This window comes from Actinoplanes sp. DH11 (assembly GCF_020873875.1).
Classification (GTDB): domain Bacteria; phylum Actinomycetota; class Actinomycetes; order Mycobacteriales; family Micromonosporaceae; genus Actinoplanes.
Window position 1 is genome coordinate 1 of the sequence record NZ_JAHWGU010000009.1, and the last position, 25,904, is coordinate 25,904.

At 72.7% G+C, this 25,904-nt stretch carries 30 protein-coding genes and 1 pseudogene; 20 read left to right on the forward strand and 11 right to left on the reverse strand.

What is annotated here, in order from left to right:
• Positions 1–210 precede the first annotated feature (210 nt).
• Positions 211–471 (forward strand): YciI family protein, encoded by a 261-nt coding sequence (locus LPA41_RS14705; RefSeq protein ID WP_229070929.1) that lies wholly within the window; start codon positions 211–213, stop codon positions 469–471.
• Positions 472–1,300: 829 nt separating this feature from the next.
• Here LPA41_RS14705 and map read toward each other — a convergent pair.
• On the reverse strand, positions 1,301–2,119 hold the full coding sequence (gene map, locus LPA41_RS14710) for a type I methionyl aminopeptidase (protein WP_229070930.1): 819 nt from the start codon (positions 2,117–2,119) through the stop codon (positions 1,301–1,303).
• A gap of 64 nt (positions 2,120–2,183) precedes the next feature.
• On the opposite strand from map, the gene LPA41_RS14715 reads away from it, so the two are divergent.
• Genes LPA41_RS14715 through LPA41_RS14725 form a run of 3 tightly spaced genes read left to right on the forward strand, consistent with a single transcriptional unit; the run spans position 2,184 to position 4,232 of the window.
• On the forward strand, positions 2,184–2,450 hold the full coding sequence (locus LPA41_RS14715; protein WP_229070931.1) for a helix-turn-helix domain-containing protein: 267 nt from the start codon (positions 2,184–2,186) through the stop codon (positions 2,448–2,450).
• On the forward strand, positions 2,414–3,574 hold the full coding sequence (locus LPA41_RS14720) for a phosphotransferase (protein ID WP_229070932.1): 1,161 nt from the start codon (positions 2,414–2,416) through the stop codon (positions 3,572–3,574). Before LPA41_RS14715 ends, LPA41_RS14720 begins: the two co-directional genes overlap by 37 nt.
• Before the next feature lie 46 nt (positions 3,575–3,620).
• Positions 3,621–4,232: a class I SAM-dependent methyltransferase gene (locus LPA41_RS14725; protein ID WP_229070933.1), complete on the forward strand. Its 612-nt coding sequence runs from the start codon at positions 3,621–3,623 to the stop codon at positions 4,230–4,232.
• Between the two features lie 9 nt (positions 4,233–4,241).
• Here LPA41_RS14725 and LPA41_RS14730 read toward each other — a convergent pair whose 3' ends face one another.
• Genes LPA41_RS14730 through LPA41_RS14740 form a run of 3 tightly spaced genes read right to left on the reverse strand, consistent with a single transcriptional unit; the run spans position 4,242 to position 7,240 of the window.
• A complete protein-coding gene (locus LPA41_RS14730; protein WP_229070934.1) occupies positions 4,242–5,732 on the reverse strand; it encodes an FAD-dependent oxidoreductase in 1,491 nt (496 codons plus the stop codon).
• Positions 5,733–5,760: 28 nt separating this feature from the next.
• Entirely contained in the window at positions 5,761–6,603 is an 843-nt protein-coding gene (locus tag LPA41_RS14735; protein ID WP_229070935.1) for an alpha/beta hydrolase fold domain-containing protein, read from the reverse strand.
• Positions 6,604–6,661: 58 nt separating this feature from the next.
• A complete protein-coding gene (locus LPA41_RS14740) occupies positions 6,662–7,240 on the reverse strand; it encodes an RDD family protein (RefSeq protein WP_229070936.1) in 579 nt (192 codons plus the stop codon).
• A gap of 294 nt (positions 7,241–7,534) precedes the next feature.
• Between LPA41_RS14740 and LPA41_RS14745 the strand changes: the two genes are divergently transcribed.
• The 14 genes and pseudogenes from LPA41_RS14745 to LPA41_RS14810 all read left to right on the forward strand — a co-directional run bounded on the left by LPA41_RS14745 (position 7,535) and on the right by LPA41_RS14810 (position 19,465).
• The gene (locus LPA41_RS14745) at positions 7,535–8,464 is read left to right on the forward strand and encodes a DUF5995 family protein (protein ID WP_229070937.1); all 930 of its coding nucleotides are present in this window, start codon (positions 7,535–7,537) and stop codon (positions 8,462–8,464) included.
• Positions 8,465–8,604: 140 nt separating this feature from the next.
• Entirely contained in the window at positions 8,605–9,027 is a 423-nt protein-coding gene (locus LPA41_RS14750; RefSeq protein WP_229071205.1) for a DUF1801 domain-containing protein, read from the forward strand.
• 83 nt (positions 9,028–9,110) lie between these two features.
• A pseudogene (locus LPA41_RS14755) lies at positions 9,111–9,722 on the forward strand (DedA family protein); the annotation flags it as partial.
• 11 nt (positions 9,723–9,733) lie between these two features.
• Entirely contained in the window at positions 9,734–10,870 is a 1,137-nt protein-coding gene (locus LPA41_RS14760; RefSeq protein WP_229070939.1) for a sensor histidine kinase, read from the forward strand.
• Positions 10,861–11,505 (forward strand): response regulator transcription factor, encoded by a 645-nt coding sequence (locus LPA41_RS14765; RefSeq protein WP_229070940.1) that lies wholly within the window; start codon positions 10,861–10,863, stop codon positions 11,503–11,505. The genes LPA41_RS14760 and LPA41_RS14765 overlap by 10 nt, the downstream gene beginning before the upstream one ends.
• Positions 11,506–11,543: 38 nt before the next feature.
• Entirely contained in the window at positions 11,544–12,149 is a 606-nt protein-coding gene (locus LPA41_RS14770; RefSeq protein ID WP_229070941.1) for a YdeI family protein, read from the forward strand.
• 100 nt (positions 12,150–12,249) lie between these two features.
• Positions 12,250–13,497: an alkaline phosphatase gene (locus tag LPA41_RS14775; protein WP_229070942.1), complete on the forward strand. Its 1,248-nt coding sequence runs from the start codon at positions 12,250–12,252 to the stop codon at positions 13,495–13,497.
• 70 nt (positions 13,498–13,567) lie between these two features.
• On the forward strand, positions 13,568–14,260 hold the full coding sequence (locus tag LPA41_RS14780; protein ID WP_229070943.1) for a hypothetical protein: 693 nt from the start codon (positions 13,568–13,570) through the stop codon (positions 14,258–14,260).
• A gap of 143 nt (positions 14,261–14,403) precedes the next feature.
• A complete protein-coding gene (locus LPA41_RS14785) occupies positions 14,404–15,012 on the forward strand; it encodes a sigma-70 family RNA polymerase sigma factor (protein WP_229070944.1) in 609 nt (202 codons plus the stop codon).
• The gene (locus LPA41_RS14790; protein WP_229070945.1) at positions 15,009–15,743 is read left to right on the forward strand and encodes an anti-sigma factor domain-containing protein; all 735 of its coding nucleotides are present in this window, start codon (positions 15,009–15,011) and stop codon (positions 15,741–15,743) included. The genes LPA41_RS14785 and LPA41_RS14790 overlap by 4 nt, the downstream gene beginning before the upstream one ends.
• Positions 15,744–15,809: 66 nt before the next feature.
• On the forward strand, positions 15,810–17,390 hold the full coding sequence (locus tag LPA41_RS14795; protein ID WP_229070946.1) for a serine/threonine-protein kinase: 1,581 nt from the start codon (positions 15,810–15,812) through the stop codon (positions 17,388–17,390).
• A 56-nt stretch (positions 17,391–17,446) separates the two neighbouring features.
• Complete coding sequence (locus LPA41_RS14800) at positions 17,447–18,268, forward strand: hypothetical protein (RefSeq protein ID WP_229070947.1); 822 nt, start codon at positions 17,447–17,449, stop codon at positions 18,266–18,268.
• A gap of 5 nt (positions 18,269–18,273) precedes the next feature.
• The gene (locus LPA41_RS14805) at positions 18,274–18,927 is read left to right on the forward strand and encodes a class F sortase (RefSeq protein WP_229070948.1); all 654 of its coding nucleotides are present in this window, start codon (positions 18,274–18,276) and stop codon (positions 18,925–18,927) included.
• A 28-nt stretch (positions 18,928–18,955) separates the two neighbouring features.
• Positions 18,956–19,465: a hypothetical protein gene (locus tag LPA41_RS14810; RefSeq protein WP_229070949.1), complete on the forward strand. Its 510-nt coding sequence runs from the start codon at positions 18,956–18,958 to the stop codon at positions 19,463–19,465.
• Here the strand turns inward: LPA41_RS14810 and LPA41_RS14815 are convergent.
• The 3 genes from LPA41_RS14815 to LPA41_RS14825 are packed head-to-tail and all read right to left on the reverse strand — an operon-like array spanning position 19,451 to position 20,977.
• A complete protein-coding gene (locus tag LPA41_RS14815) occupies positions 19,451–19,897 on the reverse strand; it encodes a hypothetical protein (protein ID WP_229070950.1) in 447 nt (148 codons plus the stop codon). The genes LPA41_RS14810 and LPA41_RS14815 overlap by 15 nt on opposite strands.
• Positions 19,887–20,363: a nitroreductase/quinone reductase family protein gene (locus LPA41_RS14820; protein WP_229070951.1), complete on the reverse strand. Its 477-nt coding sequence runs from the start codon at positions 20,361–20,363 to the stop codon at positions 19,887–19,889. The genes LPA41_RS14815 and LPA41_RS14820 overlap by 11 nt, the downstream gene beginning before the upstream one ends.
• Positions 20,363–20,977: an NAD(P)-dependent oxidoreductase gene (locus LPA41_RS14825; protein ID WP_229070952.1), complete on the reverse strand. Its 615-nt coding sequence runs from the start codon at positions 20,975–20,977 to the stop codon at positions 20,363–20,365. The genes LPA41_RS14820 and LPA41_RS14825 overlap by 1 nt, the downstream gene beginning before the upstream one ends.
• A gap of 199 nt (positions 20,978–21,176) precedes the next feature.
• On the opposite strand from LPA41_RS14825, the gene LPA41_RS14830 reads away from it, so the two are divergent.
• Both LPA41_RS14830 and LPA41_RS14835 read left to right on the forward strand, forming a co-directional pair.
• Positions 21,177–21,527: a helix-turn-helix domain-containing protein gene (locus LPA41_RS14830; protein WP_229070953.1), complete on the forward strand. Its 351-nt coding sequence runs from the start codon at positions 21,177–21,179 to the stop codon at positions 21,525–21,527.
• Entirely contained in the window at positions 21,527–21,880 is a 354-nt protein-coding gene (locus LPA41_RS14835; RefSeq protein ID WP_229070954.1) for a hypothetical protein, read from the forward strand. The genes LPA41_RS14830 and LPA41_RS14835 overlap by 1 nt, the downstream gene beginning before the upstream one ends.
• A gap of 49 nt (positions 21,881–21,929) precedes the next feature.
• On the opposite strand, the gene LPA41_RS14840 is transcribed toward LPA41_RS14835, so the two are convergent.
• The 4 genes from LPA41_RS14840 to LPA41_RS14855 form a co-directional block, all read right to left on the reverse strand.
• Positions 21,930–22,544, reverse strand: a complete 615-nt coding sequence (locus LPA41_RS14840; RefSeq protein WP_229071206.1) for a dihydrofolate reductase family protein — start codon at positions 22,542–22,544, stop codon at positions 21,930–21,932.
• Between the two features lie 92 nt (positions 22,545–22,636).
• Positions 22,637–23,395: a trans-aconitate 2-methyltransferase gene (locus LPA41_RS14845; RefSeq protein ID WP_229070955.1), complete on the reverse strand. Its 759-nt coding sequence runs from the start codon at positions 23,393–23,395 to the stop codon at positions 22,637–22,639.
• Between the two features lie 40 nt (positions 23,396–23,435).
• Positions 23,436–24,527, reverse strand: coding sequence for a hypothetical protein (locus tag LPA41_RS14850; protein WP_229070956.1), 1,092 nt, complete (start codon positions 24,525–24,527; stop codon positions 23,436–23,438).
• Positions 24,528–24,668: 141 nt separating this feature from the next.
• On the reverse strand, positions 24,669–25,886 hold the full coding sequence (locus LPA41_RS14855; RefSeq protein ID WP_229070957.1) for an RCC1 domain-containing protein: 1,218 nt from the start codon (positions 25,884–25,886) through the stop codon (positions 24,669–24,671).
• Positions 25,887–25,904 lie beyond the last annotated feature (18 nt).

Genomic DNA, 25,904 nt, shown 5'->3' on the forward strand with positions numbered 1-25,904 from the left:
TACGCTGTGGCTCTCGGCCACCGCAAGGTCTGATGTTGTGTCCACAACGCACAGACGATCATGCGGTGGCCGTCCTCGTTCCCGCGGGATCCGAGGTCACCTCACGAACGGCGGCTGCCGTACTAGCCGGTGCAGCGCCGGGATCGCGGCCAGGGGATCCATGTATCAAGTGATACAGCCTCGTCCGGCCGAACCACCTAGCCTGCCCCTATGTGGATCATCGACCTTCGTTTCCGGCCGGTCCCGGAACGTCTGGCAGCCCGCCCGGCACACCGCGACCGCCTGACCACACTGCACCGGGACGGCATCGTCCGGATGGCGGGCCCACTGACCGGCGACACCGGAGCGGTGATCATTGTGGAGGCGCCGAGCCGGCCGGCCGTCGACGCGCTCGTCGCCGCCGATCCCTATTTCCGTACTGACGGCGTAGAGGTCACCGGCATCCGGCAGTGGGAACCGTTCCTGCGTTAGCGCGCGCCCCGGGCCGGACCCCGCGCTCCTGGCCCGACCCAGCGCCCCCGGCCCGACCCAGCGCCCCCGGCCGGGCCACCGACCCCGGGCGCCGCGATCTCGGCGGTCCCGCCCGGCTGTGGCCCGGCCGCCGCCACTCGCGGCACGAAGGCCGCCGCATCGGCGCGACCGGTGCCGGCTCGTGCCTACGGTCCTCCAAGACCATTCTCCAACGACCGTGAGCGACAGCCGGGCGCGAGTGGCTGTCACTCACGGTCGTAGGAACGGCTCTCCAGCAACCGTGACCGACAGCCGGGGCCGTGTGGCTGTCACTGGCGGCTGTGGGAGGCGCTTCCCAGCGACCGTGGGTGACAGCTGGGTGTTGGGGCGAGTCCGGCTGTCACTCACGGCTGTGGGAGGCGCTCTGGAGCGACCGTGGGTGACAGCTGGGTGCGTGTGGCTGTCAGTGGCGGCTGTGGGAGCTGCTTCCCGGCGACCGTGGGTGACAGCTGGGTGTTGGGGTGAGTCCGGCTGTCACTGGCGGTTGCGGGAGGCGCTCTGGAGCGACCGTGGGTGACAGCTGGGTGCGTGTGGCTGTCAGTGGCGGCTGTGGGAGCTGCTCCCCGGCGACCGTGGGTGACAGCTGGGTGCTGGGGCGAGTCCGGCTGTCACTGGCGGTTGCGGGAGGCGCTCTGGAACGACCGTGGGTGACAGCTGGGTGCGTGTGGCTGTCGCCCACGGCTGTGGGAATTGCTCTGTGGCGACCGTGGGTGACAGCTGGGCGTGAGTGACAGCTGGGCCGGCGCGATGACCGTGACGTGGAGGCGACGCGCCGGCGGTGCGGGCCGGGTCAGGGGTGGGAGGTGTGCTGTTTCAGGTGGCCGTCGGTGGTGGGGGCCTCGGTGGGGCGGCGGGTGAGCACCTGCGGGCCGGCGTCGGTGATCGCGACGGTGTGTTCCGAGTGGGCTGTGCGGGAGCCGTCGGCGGAGCGGATGGTCCAGCCGTCCTTGTCGAACTTTATTTTGTCGGTGGACTTGCAGAACCAGGGCTCGATCGCGATGGTCAGGCCCGGCTCCAGCTTCATGCCCCGGCGGGCGCGGCCGTCGTTGGGGATGTGCGGTGCTTCGTGCATGGTGCGGCCGAGGCCGTGGCCGCCGAATTCGAGGTTGACGCGGTACCCGTACTCCCGTGCCACCCCGCCGATCGCCGCGGAGATGTCGCCGAGGCGGCCACCCGGCTGGGCCTCCCGGATGCCGGCCTCGAGGGCCATCTCGGTGGCCTCGATCAATTTCAGGTCGGTGGGGTCGGGCGTGCCGACGATCACCGAGACGGCGGAGTCGGTGACCCAGCCGTCGATGCCCACGGCCATGTCGATGCTGAGCAGGTCGCCGTCGCGCAGCACGTACTTGTGGGGCAGGCCGTGCAGCACCGCGTCGTTGACGGAGAGGCAGAGCACGTTGCGGAACGGGCCGCTGCCGAACGACGGCGCGTAGTCCCAGTAGCAGGATTCGGCGCCGCGCTCCTTGATGCGGCGGCGCGCGTGGTGTTCGAGGTCCATCAGGTTCACGCCGACGGCTGCGGTGTCGCGCAGTTCGGCGAGCAGTTCGCCGACGAACTGGCCGGTCACGGCCATCCGGCCGATCTCCTGGGACGACTTCAACTCGATCATGGAAACTCCCCTCGCCGTAGCGGTATTTTTATACCACGACCGGATCTGCCGCTATCCTGCTGGCATGGTTCGCCAACCGCTCACCCCGGAACAGATCGCAGCGGGCCGGCGCCTCGGTGTCGCACTGCGGCTCGCGCGCGCCGACCGCAGCCTCGGCGAGGTGGCCCTCGCGGCCGGGATCTCACCGGAGACGCTACGCAAGATCGAGGCGGGGCGGTTGCCGGCGCCGGCTTTCGGGACCGTGGTCGGGCTCAGCCTGGCCCTGGACGTACCACTGAACGAGCTGGCCGAGGTGTGGCTGGCCGGCATGCCGGTCCGGCAGGCGTCCTGACCACCCCGGCCCGGCCAGCGGAGACGACCGGGCGGGCCCGGCCCGCGGAGACGACCGGGCGGGCCCGGCCCGCGGAGACGACCGAGCGTGGCGGGCCTGCGGAGACGGCCGGGCGGGCCCGGCCTGCGGAGACGACCGAGGGCGACATCGTCGCGGCGCTCGGCGGGAAACTCGTCTCGTCGCAGGTGCTCGCGGGCGGGTTCTCGCACCGGACCACGCTGCTCACGCTCACCGACCGCCGGGTTGTCGCGCGCTTCGGCGGCGCGGATCCGGTGATCGAGGCCGGTGTCATGGCGGTCGCGCGCGAGCACGTACCCGTGCCGGAGGTTCTGCTGCTGGTCCCCGGCCAGGCGATGGTCATCGAGTACGTGGACGGCGTCCCGCTCAGTGCGGTGCTCGACGGCGGTGACGGGTCGGCCGAGCTGGGCGCCGAGGTCGGGCGGTGTGTGGCGCGGATCGCCGCCGTGACGTTCGACCGGCCCGGGTTCTTCACCGGTGCGGACCTCGCGGTCGCCGCGGAACGGCCCTGGTCGCAGCAGCTGGCCGAGATGGCCGGGGAATGCATGGAGTCGGTTCCGGCGGGACGGCTCGACGAGCGTACGCGCCGCGCCTGGGTCCGGTTGTGCGCCGAGCATGCCGGGGTGCTCACGGCGGTGGACGGGCACGCCCGGCTGGTGCACGCCGACATCAACCCGAAGAACATCCTGGTGGCCCGGGCCGGCGCCGGCTGGCGGGTCGCCGCGGTGCTGGACTGGGAGTTCGCCTATTCCGGCTGCCCGTACGGCGACGCGGCGAACATGGCCCGCTTCGGCGCCCGGTATCCGGCCGGGTTCCTCGACGCCTTCCGCGCCGGGTTCGCCGAGGGCCTGCGAGCCGCGGGTCTGCCCGCCGACCTGCGAGCCGCGGGTCTGCCCGCCGACCTGCGAGCCAAGGGTCTGCCGGCCGACCTGCGGGCCGAGGGGCTGATCGTGAGGCAGGAGCCGGCGGACTGGGCCTACGTGGGGCGGGTCCTGGACATGTTCGCGCTCAGCGACCTGGTCACCCGCCCGCCCGGCCACGCCGTAGCCGACGAGGCCGCCGAGCAGATCCGGCTCTGGGTCCGGGACGGTGTGCCGGCCCGATGAGGCAGGCCGCCGTCGTTCGAAACCGCCGTGGGCAAGGGGAGCGCTGATGGACGAGACCGCGAAGGTGCGCCGGGTGTGGGACCGGGCGGCGCCCGACTACGACCGGAAGATCGCGTTCCTGGAGCGGCACTGGTTCGCCGGTGGACGGGAGTGGCTCGGCGCCCGCGCCACCGGCCGGATCCTCGACGTCGGCGTGGGCACCGGGCGGAACCTGCCGCACTACCCGCCCGAGGCCACGGTCACCGGGGTGGATCTGAGTCCGCGGATGCTGGCCGTGGCCCGGCAGCGGGCCACCCGGCCGGTGGAGCTGCGCGAGGCGGACGCCGGGAACCTGCCGTTCGGGGACGGCTCGTTCGACACGGTGGTGTGCGCGCTGTCGCTGTGCACGATCCCGGACCCGCAGGCGGCGATCGAGGAGGCGCGGCGGGTGCTGGTGCCGGGCGGGCGGTTGCTGCTGCTGGATCACGTGGCGAGCAGCTGGCCCCCGGTCCGGGCGGCGCAGTGGCTGCTGGAACGGGTCACCGTGCCCGCGGCGGGGGAGCATTTCACCCGGCGGCAACTTCCCCGGGTACGGGCGGCCGGGTTCACCGTCGTCGAGGTGGAGCGGCTGAGGGCGGGGTCGATCGAACGCGTCCACGCCCAGCGCCCACGGGATTGATCCGCGCGGTCAGCCGGCGCTCTCCGGGGCGAGCGGGTGGATCGCCGGGCCGTGCAGGACCGCGCCGTCGACGCCGAAGCGCGAGCCGTGGCAGGGGCACTCCCAGGCCTTCTCGGCGTCGTTGAAGCTGACGATGCAGCCCAGGTGGGTGCAGCGTGCGGAGACGGCGTGCACGGCGCCGAGCTCGTCGCGGTAGACGGCGCACTGCCGGCCGCCGACGCGGACGACGGCACCGGTGCCGGGTTCGACGTCGGCGACGCTGTCGGTGTGTGCCGGGCGCAGGCGGTCGCCGACGAAGTGGCCGGCCACCTTGGCCTGGGCTTTCAGCAGGGAACCGGCCTCGCGGACCGGGTTGAGCCGGCGCGGGTCGTAGAGGCCGGCCCACGGCAGTTCGGTGCCGGTGATCGACGCGGCGAGCAGCCGGCCGGCCAGCACGCCGGTGCTCATGCCCCAGCCGCCGAAGCCGGTGGCGACGTGCACGTGGTCGGTGCCGGGGTGGAATCGGCCGATGAACGGCACCCGGTCGGTGGAGGTGTTGTCCTGGGTGGCCCAGCGGTAGGCCACCTGCGCGCCCGGGAACCGGGTCTGTGTCCAGGTGGTCAGATGTTGCCACCGTTCGGCGACGTCGGCCTCGCCCGGGGTGAAGTGCTCACCGGTGACGATGAGCAGGCGGTGGCCTTGCCGGTACGGCGCCGTCCGCACCGACCGGGTGTTCTGCTCGGTGGTGAGGTAGACGCCGCCGGGGTCCCGCCCGGCCGGGATGCTCGCGGCGACGACGAGTTCCCGGCGCGGCACCAGGCGGGTGAAGAGCAGCGCCCGGTCGAAGACGGGGTAGTGGGTGGCGACCACGATGTGCCGTGCCGTGACGGTGTGCCCGGCCTCGGTGGTGACGGTGTGGTCGTGCAGGCCGGTGACGCGGGACCGTTCGAAGATCTGGCCGCCGCGCCGGGTGAGGTCGGCGGCGAGTCCGAGCAGGTATTTGCGGGGGTGGAACTGGGCCTGGTTTTCGACGCGGACGGCGCCGCTCACCGGGTACGGCAGGCCGGTCCCGGTGACGAAACTCGCCGGCAGGCCGGCCCGGGCGGCCGCCTCCGCCTCGGCGCGGACCTGATCCGGATCGGACTCGGCGTAGGTGAAGGCCGGTACCCGTTCCAGGTCGCAGTCGATGCCCAGGCGTGCGGCGAGTTCGGCGACGCGTTCGACGGCCTGCTGCTGCGAGGAGGCGTACAGCTGCGCCTTGTCCGCCGGCAGTTCCTGATAGATCAGCGTGTGCAGCGCGGACAGTTTCGCGGTGGTGTACCCGGTGACACCCGCCGCGATCCGGTCGGCCTCGATCAGGGCGACCCGCAGCCCCGCCTCGGTGAGCTCCCACGCCGTGGAGATCCCGGCGATGCCGCCGCCGACCACCGCCACGTCGACGTCGATGTCCCCGGCGAGCGGGGGGTACGACGTCGGCGGCGTGGAGTCCATCCAGTACGACTCTTCGGTCCCTGCCAGCATGCCGCCGGACTACCCGCGCGACGGGTCCTTATGCCATCGTGGCGCGAATATGCTCGACGATCGCCCGGCGGCCCGCTTCCGCCTCCGGCACCGGCAGCAGCGGGTAGACGTGGATCGCGCCCTCCTGCTCGTGGTATGTCAGCGGCGTCCGGGCCGGGAGGCGGTCGCGCAGGAGCCGGCAGTCGGGCAGCGTGATGTCCCGGGTGCCGACCAGGATCTGCGTCGGGGGCAGGCCGCCGAGGTCGCCGTGGATGGGGCTGAGCCGCGGGTCGTCCAGCGCGAGGCCGCCGGTCCAGGCCGCCGCGATGGGCCGCAGACCGGCCCGGAACAGCCACGGATCGTGCGGTTCCACGGCGTCGATCCCCGGGTTCGACATGGTCAGATCCAGCCACGGCGCGATCATGGTGAGGCCGGCGACGGTGTCGGTGGCCTGCGTCGCCAGCAGTGCCAGCCCGCCGCCGGCCGAGTCGCCGGCCAGGTAACAGGGCCGGCCCAGCCCGCGCACCACCGCGGTGACCAGCTCCAGCGCCTCCAGGCCGTGGTGCCGCGGCGACAGGCCATAGATGGGTACGTGCACCTCCAGCCCGGTCCGCTCGGCGAGGTGACCGATCAGCGCCCAGTGCTGGCGCACGATCTCACTGGTGTAGGCGCCGCCGTGCAGGTAGACCACGGCGGGTTGCCGGTCGTTGTCGCCGATCTTGTGCACGGTGAAGCCGTTGACGGTGGTGCTGGTGTGCGGCAGCGACCGCGGCGGCGCCGACGGGCCCTTCGGCCGGTTCAGGGCCCGGATCCCGGCGGCCTCGGTGACGTATCTGCGCCGGTAGAGCACCCGCGTGGCGACCGCGACGCCCCTCATCTGCCAGCTGACCATCCCGGCAGGCTACCGGCGAGGCGTCAGGCGTGACGCGCCGATGCCGGGGTGACGCCGGTCAGAGGTGGCGCACCACGGAACCGGCCATCCGGTCGTGCAGGGTGCGCTGCCCGTCGCCGAGGATCATCAGCGCGTTCACCCAGAAGTAGACGCCGAAGGTGATCATGCTGAAGAGCGTGCCGAGCAGGGCCTTGACGCAGAACTCGCGCAGCACCATCCGGCCGAAGTCGAAGGGCTCGCCGGTCTTCTCGTCGGTGACCACGAAACCCATCAGCCGCTTGCCCGGTGACTGGCCGTCCGACCAGGTGAACAGGGCCCAGACGAACCAGCCGATCCAGAGGGTGACGACCGCCAGCAGGATGTCGAGCAGGACCGCGACCAGCCGGCCACCCGCGGAGACGCGGGGCCGGGCCTCGGCCGCTGGGTACGACGAGGCGAAGCCGGGGTGCGGGATCGCCGGTTGCGGCGGGGCGTACGGCTGGACGGTCGCGCCCGGCTGCGGCGGCGGGCCCGCCGGGGTGCTCTGCCCGGACCACTGCGTGGGGTACTGCGGTGTGTAGCCCTGCGGGGCGACGGCCTGCTCGGCGGGGTACGCCGGGTGCTGGTCGAATGATCTTCCGTTGTCTTCCCACGCCATGGGAACCGCCGATCAGAAGTTAAGATCACAATGGACATCCCGTTGTGCAGGCCCAGGTTCGCGGAATCCGGGAATGGTGACAATCGGGCGCACGGGTGGCCGGAGCATACGGTCGGGTGGGCGGGCCTGAACGTTTTCCGCGAGACGATTTCACCTCCAGGATGACGATCAAGGACCGGCTGACCTGGTACGGGCGACCGGCCGGTTGACTGTGGAGCGTCATAGTCGTCTATCCGACTGGGTGTGGGCCGTAAATCGGATGTGAAGCCACGGCACCTGGCGTGACCATGAGGCGTGGAATTCGACCGGGAACGAGTGGAGGCCTCCGCGGTGCGGCTGCGCGAGTGCCGCAAGCGGATAGAGCCGGACGTCGGCGAGATCGTGAACGGGTGGACGCCGGCCGAGAAGGAGATGGCCGAGGCGTGCCGCGTCCCGCCGGAGGACATCGCCGGGGTGGTGGCGCGTCTCAAGCTGCTCCAGCAGATCCTCGACGAGATGCCACCGAGCCCGAAGGCGCACCGGGTGGCGGCGTTCAACTCGCTGTACCTGACGATCACCGAGCGGGTGGCGGCGCATCTGGACGGCAAGGACGTCGTCGACCGGCAGTGGCTCGAGGTGCTCGACGTCGAGTTCGCGCGGCTCTACTTCACGGCCCTGTCGTCCTGGGGCGTGCCGGACCGGGACACCCCGGACGCGTGGGAGGTGCTGTTCCGCCGGGCCCAGGACTCGGGGGTGAGCGGCCTGGAGGCGGCGGTCCTCGGCGTCAACGCGCACATCAACCACGATCTGGCGTTCGCCGTGATGGCGACCTGGCGCCGGCTGGGGCACCCGGGCGACGGCCCGCAGCACCCCGACTACCTGCTGGTGAACCGGATCTTCTACGAGGAGATCCCGCCGCTGCGGCGCCGGTTCGCGAACGCGTGGCAGCTGGAGATCGACCGCTGCGTCGGCGAACTCGACGACTGGAGTCAGCGCGTCCTGGTGCGCACCACCCGGGCGATGGCCTGGGAGCAGGCCGAGCGGTTGTGGGAGCTGCAGGACGACAAGGAGGACTTCGCGCGGGCCTGCATGGTGATCGACCGGGCGGCGGCCATCGCGGGCGAGACCCTGCTCAGGGGTACGGGCATCGTGCGCGTGCTCTGGCTGACGATGCGCGCGGCCGCCGCCGACGTGTGGCGTAAGGTCCGCGGCCGGCGCACCGTCCGTCAGCTGGCGAAGGCCTAGACCCCGCGGCGTGGATGAGCGGGATCGGTCAGGAATGGAGAAGGCGTGGCCGGTGGCCCGCGTCTAACGTGGGCAGCATCCCGACGGACCAGAGAAGGGGGTACCGAGTGAGTCCTGCGTCCCAGTCCTCCGGCACCGGCATGTCCGCGGCCGAGCGCGCCGCCGTCAAGAACCGCGCGGCCGAGCTGCGGGCCGAGGCACGCCGCGGCAAGAGCGCGGGCAAGGCGGCCGCCGACGCCGCGGACGTGCTGGCGAAGATCGCCGAGATGGCGCAGCCGGACCGCGCGGTGGCCGAACGGCTGCACGCCCTCGTCGCGGAGACCACCACCGAGCTGACGCCGAAACTCTGGTACGGCCAGCCCGCCTGGGCCCGGGACGGCAAGGTGGTCTGCTTCTTCCGCAGCGGTCAGGGCGACAAGGAGCGCTACTCGACGTTCGGCTTCTCCACGGCGGCGAACCTGGACGAGGAGAACGGCATGTGGGCGACGTCGTTCGCGATCACCGAGCTGACCGAACAGGCCGAGACCCTGATCAAGAAGCTGGTCCGCAAGGCCGTGAGCTGACCGGCCGGACTGTGGTCGACCACAGGTGAGGTCTGTGTCGTGCCCCATGGGAGTGACAACCGCCGCTGCCTAGCGTCGGAGCCATGACTTCTGCTGACGAGGGCGGCATCACCGGCTGGGTCGTCGACCTGATGGAGACGCTCGGTGGTCCCGGTGCCGGGCTGGCGATCGCCCTGGAGAACCTGTTCCCGCCGCTACCGAGCGAGGTGATCCTGCCGCTGGCCGGGTTCGCGGCCAGCCGGGGTGACCTGAGCCTGGCCGGGGCGCTGTTCTGGACGACGTTCGGCTCGGTCACCGGTGCGCTGCTGCTCTACGGGTTCGGCGCCTGGTTCGGCCGGGACCGGATGCGCGCGGTCGCCGAGCGCCTGCCGCTGGTGCGGCTCGCTGACGTGGACCGCACCGAGGCCTGGTTCGCCCGGCACGGCGGCAAGGCGGTGTTCCTGGGCCGGATGATCCCGATCTTCCGGAGCCTGATCTCGCTGCCGGCCGGGATCGAACGGATGCCGCTGGGCCGGTTCCTGCTCTACACCACCGCGGGCAGCCTGATCTGGAACACCGTCTTCGTCGTCGCCGGCTACCAGCTCGGGGAGAACTGGGCGGCGGTCGAGCGGTACACGGGCCTGCTGCAGCGAACGGTGATCGTCGTGGTGCTGGCCGCCGCGGTCTGGTTCGTGGTGTCCCGGCTGCGGCGGGCCACAATAGACCGATGAACTCCTGGTCACGCCACCCGCAGGCGATCCTCGGTGTCGCGCTGGGCGCGGTGACCTGGCCGGTCGGCGCGGCGTACCTGGTGATCGCGATGCTGGCCGCCGTGGTGCCGGGCCCGCGCCGCCCGCTGCTGGACGGGGCCCGGTGGCTGGCGGTGCTCGACCGGCGGCGGGTCAACCGGTGGCTGGGCGCCGGGGCCGGCGGTGCGGTGGACGGCGGCCGGGCGATGATCTATCTGGTCGCCCGGGTCGCGGTGGGGCTGCTGGGCGCGCTGCTGTTCCTGCTGCTGTTCTGGGGCGCGGGCACGGCGGTGGCGGTGGTGGCCGGCTGGGTCGCGGGCCGGCCCGTCGACGGGATCGCGGCGGAGCCGTTCACCGTGACGTACCTCGCCGGCGCTGCGGCCGTGCTGCTCTTCCTCGACGTGCAGGGCATTCTCGCGGCCGGGCGGATGGACTGCTCGCTGGCCCGGCGGCTGCTGGTGCCGGACCGCCGGGCCGCCTACGAGTCGCGCATCGCCGAGCTGTCGCACGCCCGGGCGGAGGTGGTGGCCGCGGTCGACGCCGAGCGCCGCCGCATCGAACGGGACCTGCACGACGGTGTCCAGCAGCGGCTCGTCGCCCTCGGCATGCTGCTCGGGCAGGCCAGCCGGTCGGCGGCGACCGTCGACCGGGAGCGGCTGGTCACGCTGGTGCGGCAGGCCCACGACGAGGCCGCCGACGCGCTCGTCGAGCTGCGGGAGGTGGCGTGGCGGGTGTTCCCGGCCGCGCTGGACGCCGGGGGTCTGCCGGCGGCCCTGGAGATGGTGGCCGACCGGTCGGCGGTGCCGGTCACCCTCGACGTCGACCTGGGTCCGCAGCCGCTGACGGCGGTGGAGACGGTGGCCTACTTCGTGGTCTGCGAGGCGGTGACGAACGCGGTGAAGCACGCCGGTGCCGGCCGCATCGCGGTGCGGGTGCACCGGGCCGGGGCGGATCTGCGGGTGTCGGTCCACGACGACGGCGGGGGCGGCGCCGACCCGGCCGGGGGCGGGCTGACCGGCCTCGCCCGGCGGGTGGCGGCGCTGGACGGCCGGTTCCGGGTGGACAGCCCGGCCGGCGGCCCGACCGTGGTCGAGGCGGTGCTGCCGTGCGCCTGATGCTCGCCGAGGACTCCGCGCTGCTGCGGGCCGGCCTGGAACGGCTGGTCGCCGACGAGGGACATCAGGTGCTGGCGTCGGTCGGTGACGCCGGCGCGCTGCTCGCCGCGGTCGCCGCCGAACCGCCCGACGTCGTGGTGGTCGACGTGCGGATGCCGCCCACCCACACCGACGAGGGGCTGCGGGCCGCCCTGGAGATCCGGCGCCGCTGGCCGGGTACGGGCGTGCTGGTGCTCTCGCAGTACGTCGAGCGCCGCTACGCCGCGGAACTGCTCGGCAGCACCGCCTCGGGCGTCGGCTACCTGCTCAAGGACCGGGTGGTGCGGGTCGACGAGTTCCTCGACGCGCTGACCCGGGTCGGCGGGGGAGGTGCCGCGTTCGACCCCGAGGTGGTGCGCCAGCTACTGGCCCGGCCCGCGCACGCCGACCCGCTGAGCACGCTGACCCGCCGGGAACGCGAGGTCCTGGACCGGATGGCGCAGGGCTGGACGAACGGCCGGATCGGCCAGGAGCTGTTCATCTCGCAGAGCGCGGTCGAGAAGCACGTCAACGCCATCTTCGACAAGTTCGGGCTGACCACCGAGGGCGGGTACATCAAGCGCGTCCTGGCCGTCCTGCGACACCTGGGTTCGTGACGCGCCCCGGTGCGGCGGCTGCGGCTAGCCTGCCGTGCATGGGGAGAGCCGAACTGCCGGAACTGATCGTCGCGGACGCCGGGGAGTTGCGTGCGTGGTTGTCGGAGCACCACGCCACGTCGGCCGGGGTGTGGCTGGCCCTGACCAAGAAGGGCGGCGCCGTCACCACGCTCACCTGGCAGCAGGCCGTCGACGAGGGCCTGTGCTTCGGCTGGATCGACGGGCAGGCCCGCCGGCGTGACGAGGCCAGTTCGTGGATCAGGTTCACTCCGCGTACGCCGCGCAGCTCCTGCTCGCAGCGGAACGTCACGCACGTCGCCCGGCTGGAGGCGGCCGGGTTGATGATGCCGTCCGGCCGGGCCGCCGTCGAGGCGGCGAAGGCCGACGGGCGGTGGGCCGCCGCCTACGCGCCGCCGTCGGAGGCCGAGGTGCCCGCCGACCTGCTGGCCGCGATCGCCGCCGAGCCGGCCGCCCAGGCCATGTTCGACGTACTGACCAAGACCAACCGGTACGCTCTGATCCATCGGCTCGGTGCCGTCAAACGGGCCGAGACGCGCGAGCGGAAGATCGGCGAGTTCGTCGCGATGCTGGCCCGCCACGAGACGATCTACCCGCAGAAAGCCAGGCCGGCGCCGCCGCAGTGATCGGACGCTGGCTTTCCGGCAACCGCGAGGCGTTTACTGGCATCTATGCCTGCCCCTGGGGTAGGTCCTCCACCACACCGACGAAGTTGTAGGAGGAGACATGCTGGTCCGCTCCGCCCGCTGGCTGGCCGCACCGGTGGCCGCCATCAGCCTGTTCGCCCTGAGCCCGCTCGCCACCGGGGAGAAGGGCGACTCCCGGCCCGCCGTCCGCAACGTCATCTTCATCAACGGTGACGGCATGGCGGCCGCGCACCGCGAAGCGGCCCGCCTCTACTACGCGGGCCTCGACGGCCGGCTCACGATGGACCGGCTTCCGGTGTCCGGCCAGCTCACGACGAGCCCGCACGACCCGGAGTCGGCGATCACCGACTCGGCCGCCGGCGCGAGCGCCTGGGCGACCGGGGAGCGCACCTACAACGGCGCGATAAGCGTCGACGTGGACGGCAACCCGTTGCCCACGCTCGGGGCGCAGGCCAAGGCCGCCGGCAAGGCGACCGGCCTGGTCACGACGGCGCAGGTGACCGATGCGAGCCCGGCGGCATTCTTCGCCAACGCGGTGGACCGGGCCGCGCAGGACGACATCGCCCGGCAATACCTCGAGGTGTCGAAGCCGGACGTCATCCTCGGTGGCGGCGAGGACTGGTGGCTGCCCGCGGGCACTCCGGGGGCGTACCCCGACAAGCCCGCCGAAGACCCTGCCGAAGGCAGCCGCGGCACCCGGGGCAACCTGATCGACCAGGCCCGGCGCGACGGCTACCAGTACGTCTCCACCCCCGCACAGCTCGCCGCCGCGCGCCCGGGCAAACTGCTCGGCCTCTTCGCCAACCAGGAGATGTTCCAGCAGCGCCCGGAAGGCGAGGGCGACGTGTACGACCCGGTGGTCGACCTGTCCACGATGACGAAGAAGGCCCTGGCGAACCTCTCCACCGACCGGGACGGCTTCTTCCTGCTGGTCGAGGAGGAGGGCGTCGACGAGTTCGCGCACAACAACAACGCCCGCCGCACCCTGCAGACCATGGGCGAGCTGGACAAGGCGGTGGCGGTGGCCCGCGCCTACGCCGCCAACCATCGCGACACCCTGGTCGTGGTGACCGGCGACCACGAGACCGGCGGCCTGGCCGTGGAGGACGTCGACGCCGAGGACGAGTCGGGCAGCGGCGAGTCGGCGGAGGACGGGCCGTTCCCGGTCAAGGGCACGAACTTCCAGTTCTTCATCGACTGGACCACCACCGGCCACACCGGCCAGAACGTGCCGGTCAGCGCGTACGGCCCGCTCGCCGAGCGGTTCACCGGCGAACACCCCAACACCTACGTCCACGAGGTGCTGCAACCCCTGCTGACCCGCTGACGCGCGGCCCTCAGCACCGCCGGACGGACGTGTTCCCGCTCGCAGCGGACACCCGTGACATGATCCCCGCGTGGATGCGGTGAATACAGCGGATGCCTGGGCCTACAACGAACGTCCCGCCGGTCTCCGGTTCCTGCCGGAGCGGATCGCCGAGCCGGCGCGCGCCGAGCTGGAGAGCGAGATCTGGGACTGGGTGGTGCTCGGCGACGACGACGCCGCGGAGTTCGTGGAGTACCTCGACGACGACGAGGAACGCCACGGCCTCACCGATGAGGAGCTGGCGGCGGCGTACGAGAAGGCGCTCGACGCCCGCCGCGCCCAGCAGCGCGGTTTCGGCACCGTGCGCAGTAACCTGACGGCCGCGTTCGACGAGCTCAACGCGGCCGGGGTGCTGGCGCGGGAAAACTTCAGCTGCTGCGGCACCTGCGCCTCCGCCGAGATCCACGACGAGCGCGACGACTCCCGGCACTGGAGGGGATACGTCTGGTACCACCGGCAGGACACCGAGTCCCTGATCTCCAGCGAGGGCGGTTCGGTCTACCTGGGGTACGGCGTCTACCCACCGGCCGGTTTCGACGAGGACGCCTACGCGGCGCTGCCCGAGGCGGAGCAGCAGGCGTCGTACCAGAAGGATCTGGAACTGCTCCTGGACGAGACCGTCTTCCCGGCGCTGCGCCGGCACGGCATGAACATCCAGTGGAACCGCAGACAGACCACCCGCATCCTGGTCACCGGCGCCCGCTGGTACGCGCCGCTGACCTGAGAGCCGCTCGGGACAGGCCCTCCCGGTGCGCTGCCCGGGCGTACCGTGATCGCGGGGCGAAAAATCGCCGGGCCGCGGCAGTCCGGGGCCGGCTCGGCGCCGAATGACCTTCCGGACGAGTGATTCCGGGAGAGCGGAGAGCCATGGCAGAGCAGGGCCGGCGCGACCATCTGACCCCGCTGCCGGGCGGGGCCGGGGCGCCACCGGATGCGGGTGCGCTGCTCAAGGCCGTCGCCCGCGGTGACGAGGCGGCGTTCGGGAAGCTCTACGACCTGGTGGCGCCGCGGGTCTACGGGCTGATCCGGCGGGTGTTGCGCGACCCGGGGCAGGCCGAGGAGGTCGCGCAGGAGGTGCTGGTCGAGGTGTGGCGCACGGCGGCGCGCTTCGACCCGGAGCGGGGGTCGGCGACGGCCTGGGTGTTCACCATCGCGCACCGGCGGGCCGTGGACCGGGTGCGGGCAGAGCAGGCCGCCACGGACCGGACGGTGCGGGTGGGTGCGGCGTCGGTGGACACGCCGTACGACGAGGTCGCCGACGAGGTCACGGTCCGGCTGGAACGCCAGCAGGTGCGCCGCTGCCTGGACGACCTCACCGACCTGCAGCGCCAGGCCGTCACGCTCGCCTACTACCAGGGTCACACCTATCCGCAGGTCTCCGAGCTGCTCGACATCCCGCTGTCCACGGTCAAGACGCGGATGCGGGACGGCCTGATCCGGTTGCGGGACTGCCTGACGCCGGGGGTGGCGGCGTGAGCGCGGACATCCACGCCCTGGTCGGCGCGTACGCCCTCGACGCCCTGGACGAGCTGGAGCGGACGGCTTTCGAACGGCATCTGCGTGACTGCGAGCCGTGCCGCCTGGAGGCGGACGACCTGGGGGAGACGGCGGCGCGGCTGGCCGACGGCGCCTGGTCGGTGCCGCCGCCGCGGCTGCGGGAGAACGTGCTGGCCGCGGTGGCGACCACCCGGCAGGCGCCGGTGGCGGTGCGTTCGGCGCGCTCGGTGCGGCCGGCGCGCCGGCTGCGGCTGGTGGCCGCGGCCGCCGTCGTGGTGGCACTGGCCGGGGCGGGTGCGGCAGCGATCACGGTGCAGGAGCAGAGAGTACGCCGGGCCGAAGCCGTCGCCGAGGCTGCCCGGGACACGGAGTCCCGCATCCGGGCGATCCTGACCGCCCCCGACGTGGTGCTGCGCGACGAGCCGCTGACCAGCGGTGGCCGTGTCACGGTGGCGAGTTCCCGGCTCAGCGGCGCCGGCGTGATCATGCTGGCCGCGGACGGTGCGCCGGCCGCGGACCGGGTCTACCAGCTGTGGACCATCCGGGCCGGTGCGCCGCGGTCGGAGGGCCCGCTCGCCACCGGTCAGTCGACGGTGACGCGGGTGGTGGAGGGCCTGCCCGGCGCGTCCGCGGTGGGTGTCACGGTCGAACCGGCGCCGGGTTCGGCCACCCCGACGACCCCGCTCGATGCGCTGGTGACGATTACCTGAGCCGCGCACCCGTCCGCCGTCGTCCCCGCTCCGAATCCCCGTCAGTCGATGGATCGGGGTGGGGCGATGACCGGCACGGACCTGGTCGGTGGCCGGTACCGGCTGCTCGAACTGATCGGTTCGGGTGGCATGGGCCAGGTCTGGCAGGCCCGCGACGAGCTGCTGCAACGCACGGTGGCGGTCAAGGAGACCGCCCTGCCGGCGAACGGACAGACCATGCGGGAGGCGCGGGCCGCGGCCCGGCTGGAGCATCCCGGCGTGGTGAAGGTGTACGACGTGGTCGAGTACGACCACCGGTCGTGGATCGTCATGGAGTACGTCGATTCGCGGTCCCTGCACCGGGCGGTGCGCGACGACGGCCCGTTGCCGCCGCGCGAGGTGGCCCGCATCGGCCTGCACGTGCTTGCCGCGTTGCGGGCCGCGCACACCGCCGGGGTGCTGCACCGTGACGTGAAACCGGACAACGTGCTGCTCGCCCGGGACGGCCGCGTGGTGCTCGGTGACTTCGGGCTGGCCACGATCGGTGCGGCGGCGCCCGGGCACGACGGCGGGCCGGATCCGCGGCTGGGTTCGCCGCACTACATCGCCCCGGAGCGGCTGCTGTCGCAGGACTCCGGGGTGCCGGCGGATCTGTGGTCGCTGGGCGCGACCCTGTATGCGGCCGTCGAGGGGCGGGCGCCGTTCGCCCGTACCGGTCCGGAGTCCGCCCTGCGTGCCCTGCTGTCGGACGCCCCCGGCGTGCCGGAACTGGCCGGCCCGCTGTCGCCGCTGCTGCTGGACCTGCTCGAGAAGGATCCGGCACGCCGGCCGTCGTCGGCGGAGGTGGAGCGGCGGCTGCGCGCGGTCCTGGCCGGCGACGGCCGGTTCCGTGGCCGGGCACAGGTCGCGGTTCCGCGTACCCGATCGAGGTCCCGTCTCTCGCCTCTCGCCGTGGCAGCCCTGCTCGCCCTGGCCGCGGGTGGCGCCGGCGTCGCCGCCGCCGCCCGTTTCGGCCTCCAACCGCCGGTCGCCGCCGCCTCGCGTCCCTCCCCGCCGGCGTCGCTGTCCGAGCCGTCCCTGTCCGAGCCGCCCCTGTCCCGGCCGTCCCCGCTCGTGCGGGTCCCGGCCGCGCAGCCGCCCGTCCTGCCCGCCGCGCTGTGCGGATCGGGCACCGGCTCGGTGACCGGACCGGTCGTGGCCGCCACCGGCAACGTCCCGCCCGGTCTGCCCGGCGGCTGGGTCTGGTTCCGCGACCCGGCCGGGTTCGCGCTGTCACTTCCGGCCGGCTGGCAACGGTCCACCAGCGGCAACGTCGTCTGCTTCACCGATCCGCGCGGCCACCGGGCGTTCACCGTGAACATCGCCGCCGTCGTCACCCGGGAGCCCTTGGCCTACTGGCAGCGCCGGGAGAAGGCGGAACGCGCCGACGGCCGGCTCCCCGGCTACTCCCGGATCAGCATGGGCGTGCTGCTGCTCGGGCGCGGCGGCGCCGACTGGGAGTACACCTGGCGATCCGATTCGGACACCACCCGGCACGACCGCCGGGTCCTGATCGCGGTCACGGATCGCAGCTCGTATCTGCTGCGGTTCTCCACCACCGACGCCGACTGGCCGGCGTCGGTGCGGTCGCAGCGCCAGCTGGTCGACCTGTTCGGCTCCGCCCGCTGAACCGCCCGTCTCCCGTCTCCGCCCGCTGAGCCACCCCGTCTCCGAGGAGAAATCTCATGAGAGCATCCCGCATCCTGCTGGCCGCCCCCGCCGCCGCGATCCTGCTGCTGACCACCCCCGTCGCCGCCCGGGCGAGCGAGTCCGTGCACGTCCGGCTCCTGGAACTCAACAGGTCCCAAGCCACCGGCACCGCCACTTTGACCGCCCTGGACAACGGCGACCTGCGGGTACGCATCCGGGCGGCGGGCCTGGTCCCGAACTCCCCGCACGCCCAGCACCTGCACGGCTCCAGCGACAGCATGAACTTCCACTGCCCGCCCATGTCCGCCGACGCCGACGCCGACGGCTATCTCACCACCGAGGAGGGCTTGCCGTCCTACGGCGACATCTTCATCTCCCTGACCACCCGCGGTGACTCGTCGCGCGCCAGCGGCCTGGCCGTCGACCGGATGCCGGCCGCCGACAAGAACGGCGACCTCGCCTACGACCGGACCATCGCCGCCGCGGACCTTCCGCCCGGCACCATCACCCACCTCAAGGACCTGCACATCGTGCAGCACGGCATCGACGTCAACGGCAACGGCAAGTACGACCTCGGCGGTCGCGGCGAATCCACCTTCGCCGCCGCTGCGGGCCTCGACGGCATCCCGCAGGAGGCCACCGACCCGGCCCTGTGCGGCATGGTCACGGGGGCGGCGGCCGGTTCGGTGCCGGTGGGCGGGGTGGCGACCGGCGACGGCAGCGCCCGCGAGGACCGGAACACCTGGATCGGGTACGGGGGTCTGGCCGCGCTCGCCACCCTGGCCGTCCTGGTCGTCACCCGCCGCCGCGCCTTCACCCTGCCCGGCCCGCCGTCCGCCCGCCGCACCGGCCGATGATTCCGGTGCCGCGCCCGGCTCCGGCCCGCATCGTGCGCCGCGGCCTGGTGATCGCAGTCCTCGTCGTGCTGGTGGTCGCCGGGGCCGTTGCGTTCCGCGGGACGCGCGACCACAGCAGGCCCGCCGCCACCCCGGCCGCCGCCACCCCGGCGGTCCCGCCCGGCAGTTCCGAGGCCGTGCCCGAGCTGACCACCGGCGAACTGCTGCCCACCTCGGTGCCGACCCGCGTGGCGATCCCGGCCCTGGACGTCGACGTGCCGGTGATTGGCCTCGGCCTGCAGGCCGACGGGACGATGCAGGTTCCCGGCGACGCCCGTACCGTCGGCTGGTTCACCAAGGCACCGACACCGGGTTCGCTCGGCCCGGCCGTCCTCGCCGGCCACGTCGACTACCGCGGCGCCGCCGGCACCTTCGCCCACCTGACGAGGTTGCGCCCCGGCGCCGAGATCCGGGTGACCCGCGAGGACGGCCGCACCGCCGTCTTCGCCGTCACCGCGTCCGACCGCTACCCGAAGGACCGGTTTCCCTCGGACGCCGTCTACGGCCCGATCGACCACGCCGGCCTGCGCCTGATCACGTGCGGGGGCGATTTCGACACCGGAACCGGCCACTACACCGACAACGTCGTCGTCTACGCCGCCCTGCGTGGCACAAGATGAGCACGACGGTGATCACTATGCTGCGGGCATGGAGGACACGGGGGAGCTGACCTTTCAGGCTCAGGGGGATGCCCGGCTGACCAAGGCGTTCGTGGTGCGGCTGTTGCTCCGCGTCTGGGGCCCGATGACGCTGGGCGTGCTCGCGGTGGTGGTCGTCCTGGTGCAGGCCGGGGTGGTCACGACGGCGAGCGCTCTCACGTTCGGCGGCGTCTGGCTGGGCATGGTCGCGTACCAGTTGTGGCGCACGCCGCGGCAGACCGTGGAGCAGAACGCCCACAAACTGGGCCGGCCGACCGCGTACCGGATCGATGCCACAGGCGTGCACGCCGCGACCGCCTTCGGGACCGAGGACCTGGCCTGGTCCACGATCACCGGAGTCGGCCGGACGGGCGGCCAGATCGTGCTCTGGCTGGGCTGGAACAAGGCGTACGGCATTCCGTCCGGTGGTCTCACCCCGGCGGAGCAGGACCGGGTGCTCGACGTGCTCCGGTCCCGGGGCCGGAGCCTCGGGGACCGACCGGCGTCACCGCCGGACTGACGCGCCGTCGATGCGGCGGGTGACCCAGAGCAGCAGGATCGCCAGGACCACTTCGAGGCCGAGGCCGGTGCCGACGCCGAGGGCTTCGACAAGCGAGAAGGTGTCGAAGTGGGTGACGTGGAAGGTGAAGTGCGTGCCGGCGTAGACGAGGTACCCGATCAGCGCGGCCGTCGACACCCGGTTGTCGCGGGTGATCGCGGCGTAGAAGAGGACGGCGCTGATCGCGAGGCCGAGGCCGCCGACGTCGGTGACGAGGTGCTCGTTGTAGGGCGGGTCGAGGCTGACGGTGGGGAAGTTGTCGTAGAAGGAGCGGGGCAGCACGTACTGCCAGAACGAGACGAACGTCTGCAGGCCGGCCAGGACGAACAGGCCCACCCGAAGCTGCTTTGTCAGCGCGGTGACGGCGGGGGCGCCGGTGGTGTCAGGGGTCATGCTGGAGAAGACTGGCCAGCCGCCCGTTCTGTGACAGCCGAGGCGTAAGGATCACCAGCGGGATCTGCCGGGTGGTCGCGGCCTGGTAGTCGCGGTACACCGGCATCGCCGTGATCAGCCGCTGCCACAGGCGTGCCCTCTCCTCTTCCGTGGCCGGTCGGGCCCGCGCCGGGACGGTGTCGGTGCCGACCTGCACGGTGACGTCCGGGTCGGCGAGCAGGTTGAGGTACCAGGCGGGGTGGTGGCCGGCGCCGCGGTTGGAGGCGGCGACGATCCAGGTGGTGCGGTCGCCGGTGTCGTCGCGCAGGTGCAGCAGGGCGGTGCGGCGCAGCGTGCCGGTGCGCCGGCCACGGGTGGTCAGCAGCAGGTCGTCGAACCCGGGGCGGGGCCGGCCGCCGGTCTGTTCGAAGCGGCGGATGTGGCCGGCGACGAAGGGCAGCGGACTGTCGTGCACCTGCTCGGGCATCAGGCGGCCTCGACGCCCAGGTGGGTGCGGTGGTGCTTCGGCCGCTCGATCTCGTCGAGCAGCGCCACGGCCAGGTCGGCGTAGGTGATGCGGCTCGCCGCGTCGCCGGGCGCCGTGCGGTAGCGGCCGGTGCGGGCGCCGGTGTGGTCGAAGTCGCCGGCGGGACTGAGGAACAGCCAGTCGACGGTGGTGCCGGCGGTGGTGAAGACGTGCAGGCCGGCCGCGTGCGCCAGGAAGAAGGACCGATACTCCTGCGGGTAGCCGGGGGTGTCCATCAGCGGGGTGCCGTCGCGCGCCGGCAGCAGCGAGGCCAGGCCGACCACCAGCAGCCGTGGCACGCCGGCGGTGCGCAGGCCGTCGAGCAGGGCGCGGGCGGCAGTGGTGTGGAAGACGTGCGGATCGGCGGCCGGGTCGTGGACGGCAGCGATCGCGGCGTCGTGGCCGGCGGCGGCGCGGGCGATGCCGGCCGGGTCGGTCACGTCACCGGCGATGGCGCCGGGGTGCGCGGCGGGGTCCCGGACCACGGCGGTCACCTGGTGACCACGGTCGTGCGCTTCGGTGACGGCCGCGCGGCCGGCGCGTCCGCCCGCGCCGAAAATGACGATTCTGCTCATGGCGGCGACGGTACCGAGGGTGCCGGTATCCGATCGGAAACCCGCGATGCCGTCGTGACCACCACCGGACGGCACCCCTGAGGCCGACGAATCCGTGCCGGACGATTCCGAGGACTTGATGATCCTCAGCCCGGAGCAGTACGAGGAGCTGGCGCGGAGACCCCGCCGCGCAGGGTGAGACTGAAGCTAGGCTGGCGGTGTGCGGACGACTCTGGACCCCGACATGTTCGACCCGGTGTGCCCGTCCGGCCTGTCGCCGATCCGGGTCGGCGACAAGTGGGCCGGCATGGTGGTGCGGTGCCTGGAGGACGGGCCGCGGCGGTTCTCGGAGCTGCGGGTCCCGTTGCGGGGCGTCACCGCGAAGGCGCTCACCAAGTCGTTGCGGCTGCTGGAACGGGACGGGCTGGTCGAGCGGGTGGTGCGGGCAGGTGCGACGGCGTACGCGTTGACGCCGCTGGGGCGCAGCCTGCTCGCGCCGATGGACGCGGCGTGCGCCTGGGCCCGGGACCACTGGGACGAGTTGCTCGACGCGCGCGAGGCGAGCGCCTGATGGAGATCACCTCGGGTGGTACGCCGGGGCCGCGCCTCGACGGTGAGCTGGCGGTTCTGGACAACAACGTGTACGGGCTGCTGCGTGACCTGCCGGACGCCTCCCGCATCGCGCAGCTGTTCGCGGGCTCCGGCTGGCGGGCCCGGTCGAGTTCCTTCACCGCGTACGAGGTGGAGCGCGAGTGGGCCTGCCTGGAGTTGCAGCAGCTCCCCGACGGGGTGATGTTCAGCGGTGTGGTGGACCCGGCCCGGGTCGATGAGCTGGGTGGGGTGCTCACCGGCCTCGGGCTGCGGTACACGGTCGAGTTGTGGGATCCCGCGGGCACCGAGATGCTGCGCGAACTGGTGGGCTGACCCGGGCCGACCGCCCGGGTCAGCCCACCCCCGGCTGACCGCCCGGCGCTCACTCCTCGGTGGGCAGCTGGGTCTTCGCCTCGTCGTAACCGGCGGGCGCGGGCGCCTCGGCCGGCGTGTAGATCACCCGGATCACGCCGGTCGGGAAGGCCTCGGTCGTGGTGACCTTGAGGTGGTACGCGGTGTCGCCGTCGTCGAAGAGTTTGCGCCCCTTGCGTGCCGCGACCGGGTGGATGAGCAGGCGCAGCTCGTCGACGAGGCCGGCGGCGAGCAGCTGCTGCACGATGGAGATCGAGCCGGGGATGAGGATGCCCTTGACACTGTCGTCGGCCTTGAGGGCGGTGACGGCGTCGACCAGGTCGCCCTGGAGCAGTTCGCTGTTGCGCCAGGTGAACTCGAGGGCCTGCCGGGAGGCGACCACCTTGCGCATGTCGCCGATCTGCTTGGCGAACGGGGCGTCGTCGCCGCCGGCCTGCTCCCGGTCGGGCCAGGCGCCGGCGAAGCTGTCGTAGGTGTCGCGGCCGATCAGCAGGGTGTCGGCGGTCTCGTAGTCCTCGCTGACGGCGCGGCCCATGTTGTCGTCGAAGTACGGGAAGTGCCAGTCGGGGTCGATCTCGGCAACGCCGTCGGCCGAGATGAACAGGGTGGAGATGACCTTCGCCATGGTGGTGTGTCCTTCGCGTTCGGGTGTGTCGCGTTCGTCGGTGTCGTCAGGTAGACCGGGCCGGCCGGCGGAACTCATCGGCCGGAGGGAAATCAATTCCGGCGGGCCAGGTGGGCGATGATGTCGGCGTCGATCTCGACGGTGGGCGGCAGGGCCCGCTCGATCGCCCGGTAGGCCTGTTGCTGCTGCTCGGCGGGGAGTTGCAGGTAGGCCGAGACGGTCGACAGCTGGCCCACGTAGTCGATGGCGGTCACCGTGATGCGGCGCGGGATGACGTGCTGCTGGACGTCGGTGAACAGTGCGGACTTCTCGAGTTCGGTGCCGGGCCACTGCATGGCGCTCTCCGGCGGGGTGCCGTCGGGGGAGGGGAATTCGTCGGTGGCCAGGAACGGTTCCCGGGCCGCGCGGACCGCTTCCCGCACCGCCGGGTCGGCGAGTTCCGCGGGGCCGCCGAAGCTGGCGACGACACCGCCCGCCTCGAGCAGGGCGGCGATGCGCGGCCAGCGGTCGTGCGGGTCGGTCCAGTGCAGGGCGGCCGCGGCGTAGACGAGGTCGTAGGTCTGCCCCGGCCGGAGCTCCTCGAACGGCGCCTGAACGGTCCGCACCGACGGGGGTACGTGCCGGCGCAGCTCCGCGAGCATCGCGGCGTCCGGTTCGCATGCCGTCACGGCGATCCCGCAGGCGGCCAGCAGGCGGGTCGCCTTGCCGGTGCCGGCGCCGATCTCCAGGGCGGTGCGGATCGGCCGGCCCGCATAGTGCAGGAGCAGTTCGGCGACGGCCGCCGGGTAGCCGGGCCGGTAACGTTCGTAGGCTTCCGCCACGGATCCGAAGGTCAGGGCGCGAATGGGCATCCGGAGATCCTGGCACGCCCGGCGTCCGGCCCGCACCGGATTACCGGGGCGCGCCGGCGGCCGCGGCCTGGAAGCGGATCTCGTGGACCGGGCGGAAGCGGTCGTCGAGCAACGTGATCAGGCTGAGCAGCAGGACGAAGAAGAAGGCCACGCCGGGGTCGAGGTCGCCGCCGGCGCGGGGGAGCAGCCGGTCGGCGAGCAGGACCAGGCCCAGGTTCATCACGACCCGTCCGCCGAATGCGAGCGGGGCGCTCTCCACGCTGCGCGACGACCGTGCGGACCAGAGGCTGATCGCGGTGTTGGCGGTGACGAAAGCGGCGGTCACCAGCAGCCGTTGCGTGGTGGTGAAGGTGGCGCTGGGCAGGATCTGGGCGTACACCACCCAGATCAGGCCGACGAGGGCGACCTTCTCCAGGGTGGCCGGTGACCAGATCCGGCCGTGCTCGGCGACCCAGCGGTTGCGGTCGGCGACGCGCCGCGCGCCGTCGGGCAGCGGGTCGGCGGCGACGTGCCAGGACCAGTCCGGGGCGGGTTGGCGTGGCCGGATCGCGAACCAGTAGGTGAGGGCGGCGCCGACCAGGGCGACGACGACCAGCGGGCCGAACCAGGGCACGTCGGCGACCGCGTCGGTGAAGTCCAGCTGGGCGACGTGGATCCACCATTCCTGCGGGAGCTTCACGAACACCCAGATGACGGCCGCCGTGGCGATCCAGGAGCGCAGGGTGACGCGCGCCGGGTTCCAGAAGAGCCGGTAGACCTCGTACGCGATGAAGAAGTATTCGAAGGTGTTGGGGAAGATCAGGAGCAGCGTGCGCCACTCGGTGAGCTCGAAGGCGACGACGCCGATCAGGCGGTAGAAGTAGAGGAACCGGGCCACCAGCACGGCGGGTCGGCTGCTCCAGTTGCGCATCGTGGACAGGTAGGCGATCGCCAGGTAATAGACGTCCATCGCCTTGTCGTAACCCTGGTAACCGGGCGGGTCGAAGCCGAACGACTGGAACACGGTCTGGTCGACGGCGTCCAGGACCAGCGCGGCGACGATGGCGGGCAGCGGGAAGCGCGGGATGAGCAGGGGTACGAGGAAGCGCGCACCCACCACCGCGAGGAACACCAGTGTTGCGGTAGTCGTCATCGAAGTCCCTTTCCCGCCGGACCCCATGACATCAGCTCACCGCATGGCGCGGATCATCCGTGCGGTATGAGGCCCGCCCGGGTGAACGGTGGCGCGGAGCCCGGTGGAAGCCGGGCCCCGCGCCGGAGCGTCACGTGGCGGTCAGGCCGGCAGGGTCACCTGTGCCGGGAGGGGCCGCTGGGTGGTGGTGCCGTCGCCCTGCTGCCCGCTGTTGTTGCTGCCCCAGCACCACAGGGTGTCGTCGGCGCGGACCGCGCAGGAGTGGTAGCCGGTGCGGTGGTCGTCGGTCCAGGTGGTGGCGGTCCCGACCCGGGTGGGCACGGACCGGTGCACGGTGCTGCCGTCGCCGGCCTGGCCGGCCTTGTTGTTGCCCCAGCACCACAGGCCGCCGTCGGTGCGGCGCGCACACGCGGTGTTGAAACTGGCGTCGACGCTGGTCCAGGTGGCGGCGTCGCCGACGCGGACCGGCGCGTTCGCGTACGTGGTGCCGGTGCCGAGCTGGCCGTACCCGTTGTCGCCCCAGCACCAGAGGGTGCCGTCGGTGCGGGTGGCGCAGTTGAAGGCATACCCGGCGGTCACGCCGGACCAGGTGGTCGCGGTGCCGACCTGCGCCGGGCTGGTGGACGGGGTGAGCCGGCCGAGGCCGAGCTGTCCGTCGCCGTTGTCGCCCCAGCACCAGAGCGTGCCGTCGGTGCGGGTGGCGCAGGTGTGCCCGAAGCCGGCGGCGACGCCGGCCCAGGTGGTCGCGGTGCCGACCTGGATCGGAGCGGTCGCGGTGTAGACGGTGGAGGGGTCGGTGCCGAGCTGGCCGAGGCGGTTGAAGCCCCAGCACCACAGGGTGCCGTCGGTGCGGGTGGCGCAGGTGTGTGCGTCGCCCGCGCTGACCGAGGCCCAGGTGGTGGCGGTGCCGACGCGGACCGGGCTGGTGCGGTTGGTGGTGCTGCCGTCGCCGAGGCCGCCGCGCAGGTTGCTGCCCCAGCACCACAGCGTGCCGTCGGTCTGCACGCCGCAGGTGTAGCTGGTGCCCGCGTCGATGCTCGCCCAGGTGGTGGCGGTGCCGACCCGGACCGGTGCGGTGCGGCTGGTGGTGGTGCCGTCGCCGAGCTGGCCGGCGCCGTTGCCGCCCCAGCACCACAGACTGGCGTCGGCGCGGATGACGCAGGTGTGCGAGTAACCGGTGGCGACGCCGGCGCTCACCGGGGCCGCCGATGTCACCGGAGCCGCTGGCGTGGTCGCCGGGGCCGCGGTGGCGACGCCGGCCATGCTGCCCAGGGCGAGGGCGATCGTCGCGGCCGCGGTGGCGGCGGCTGCCGCGGCACGCCGCCAGGGGGATCGCCGGCCGTTCGGGAGTTCACTCATCTGCGCGCCTCTCCAAGC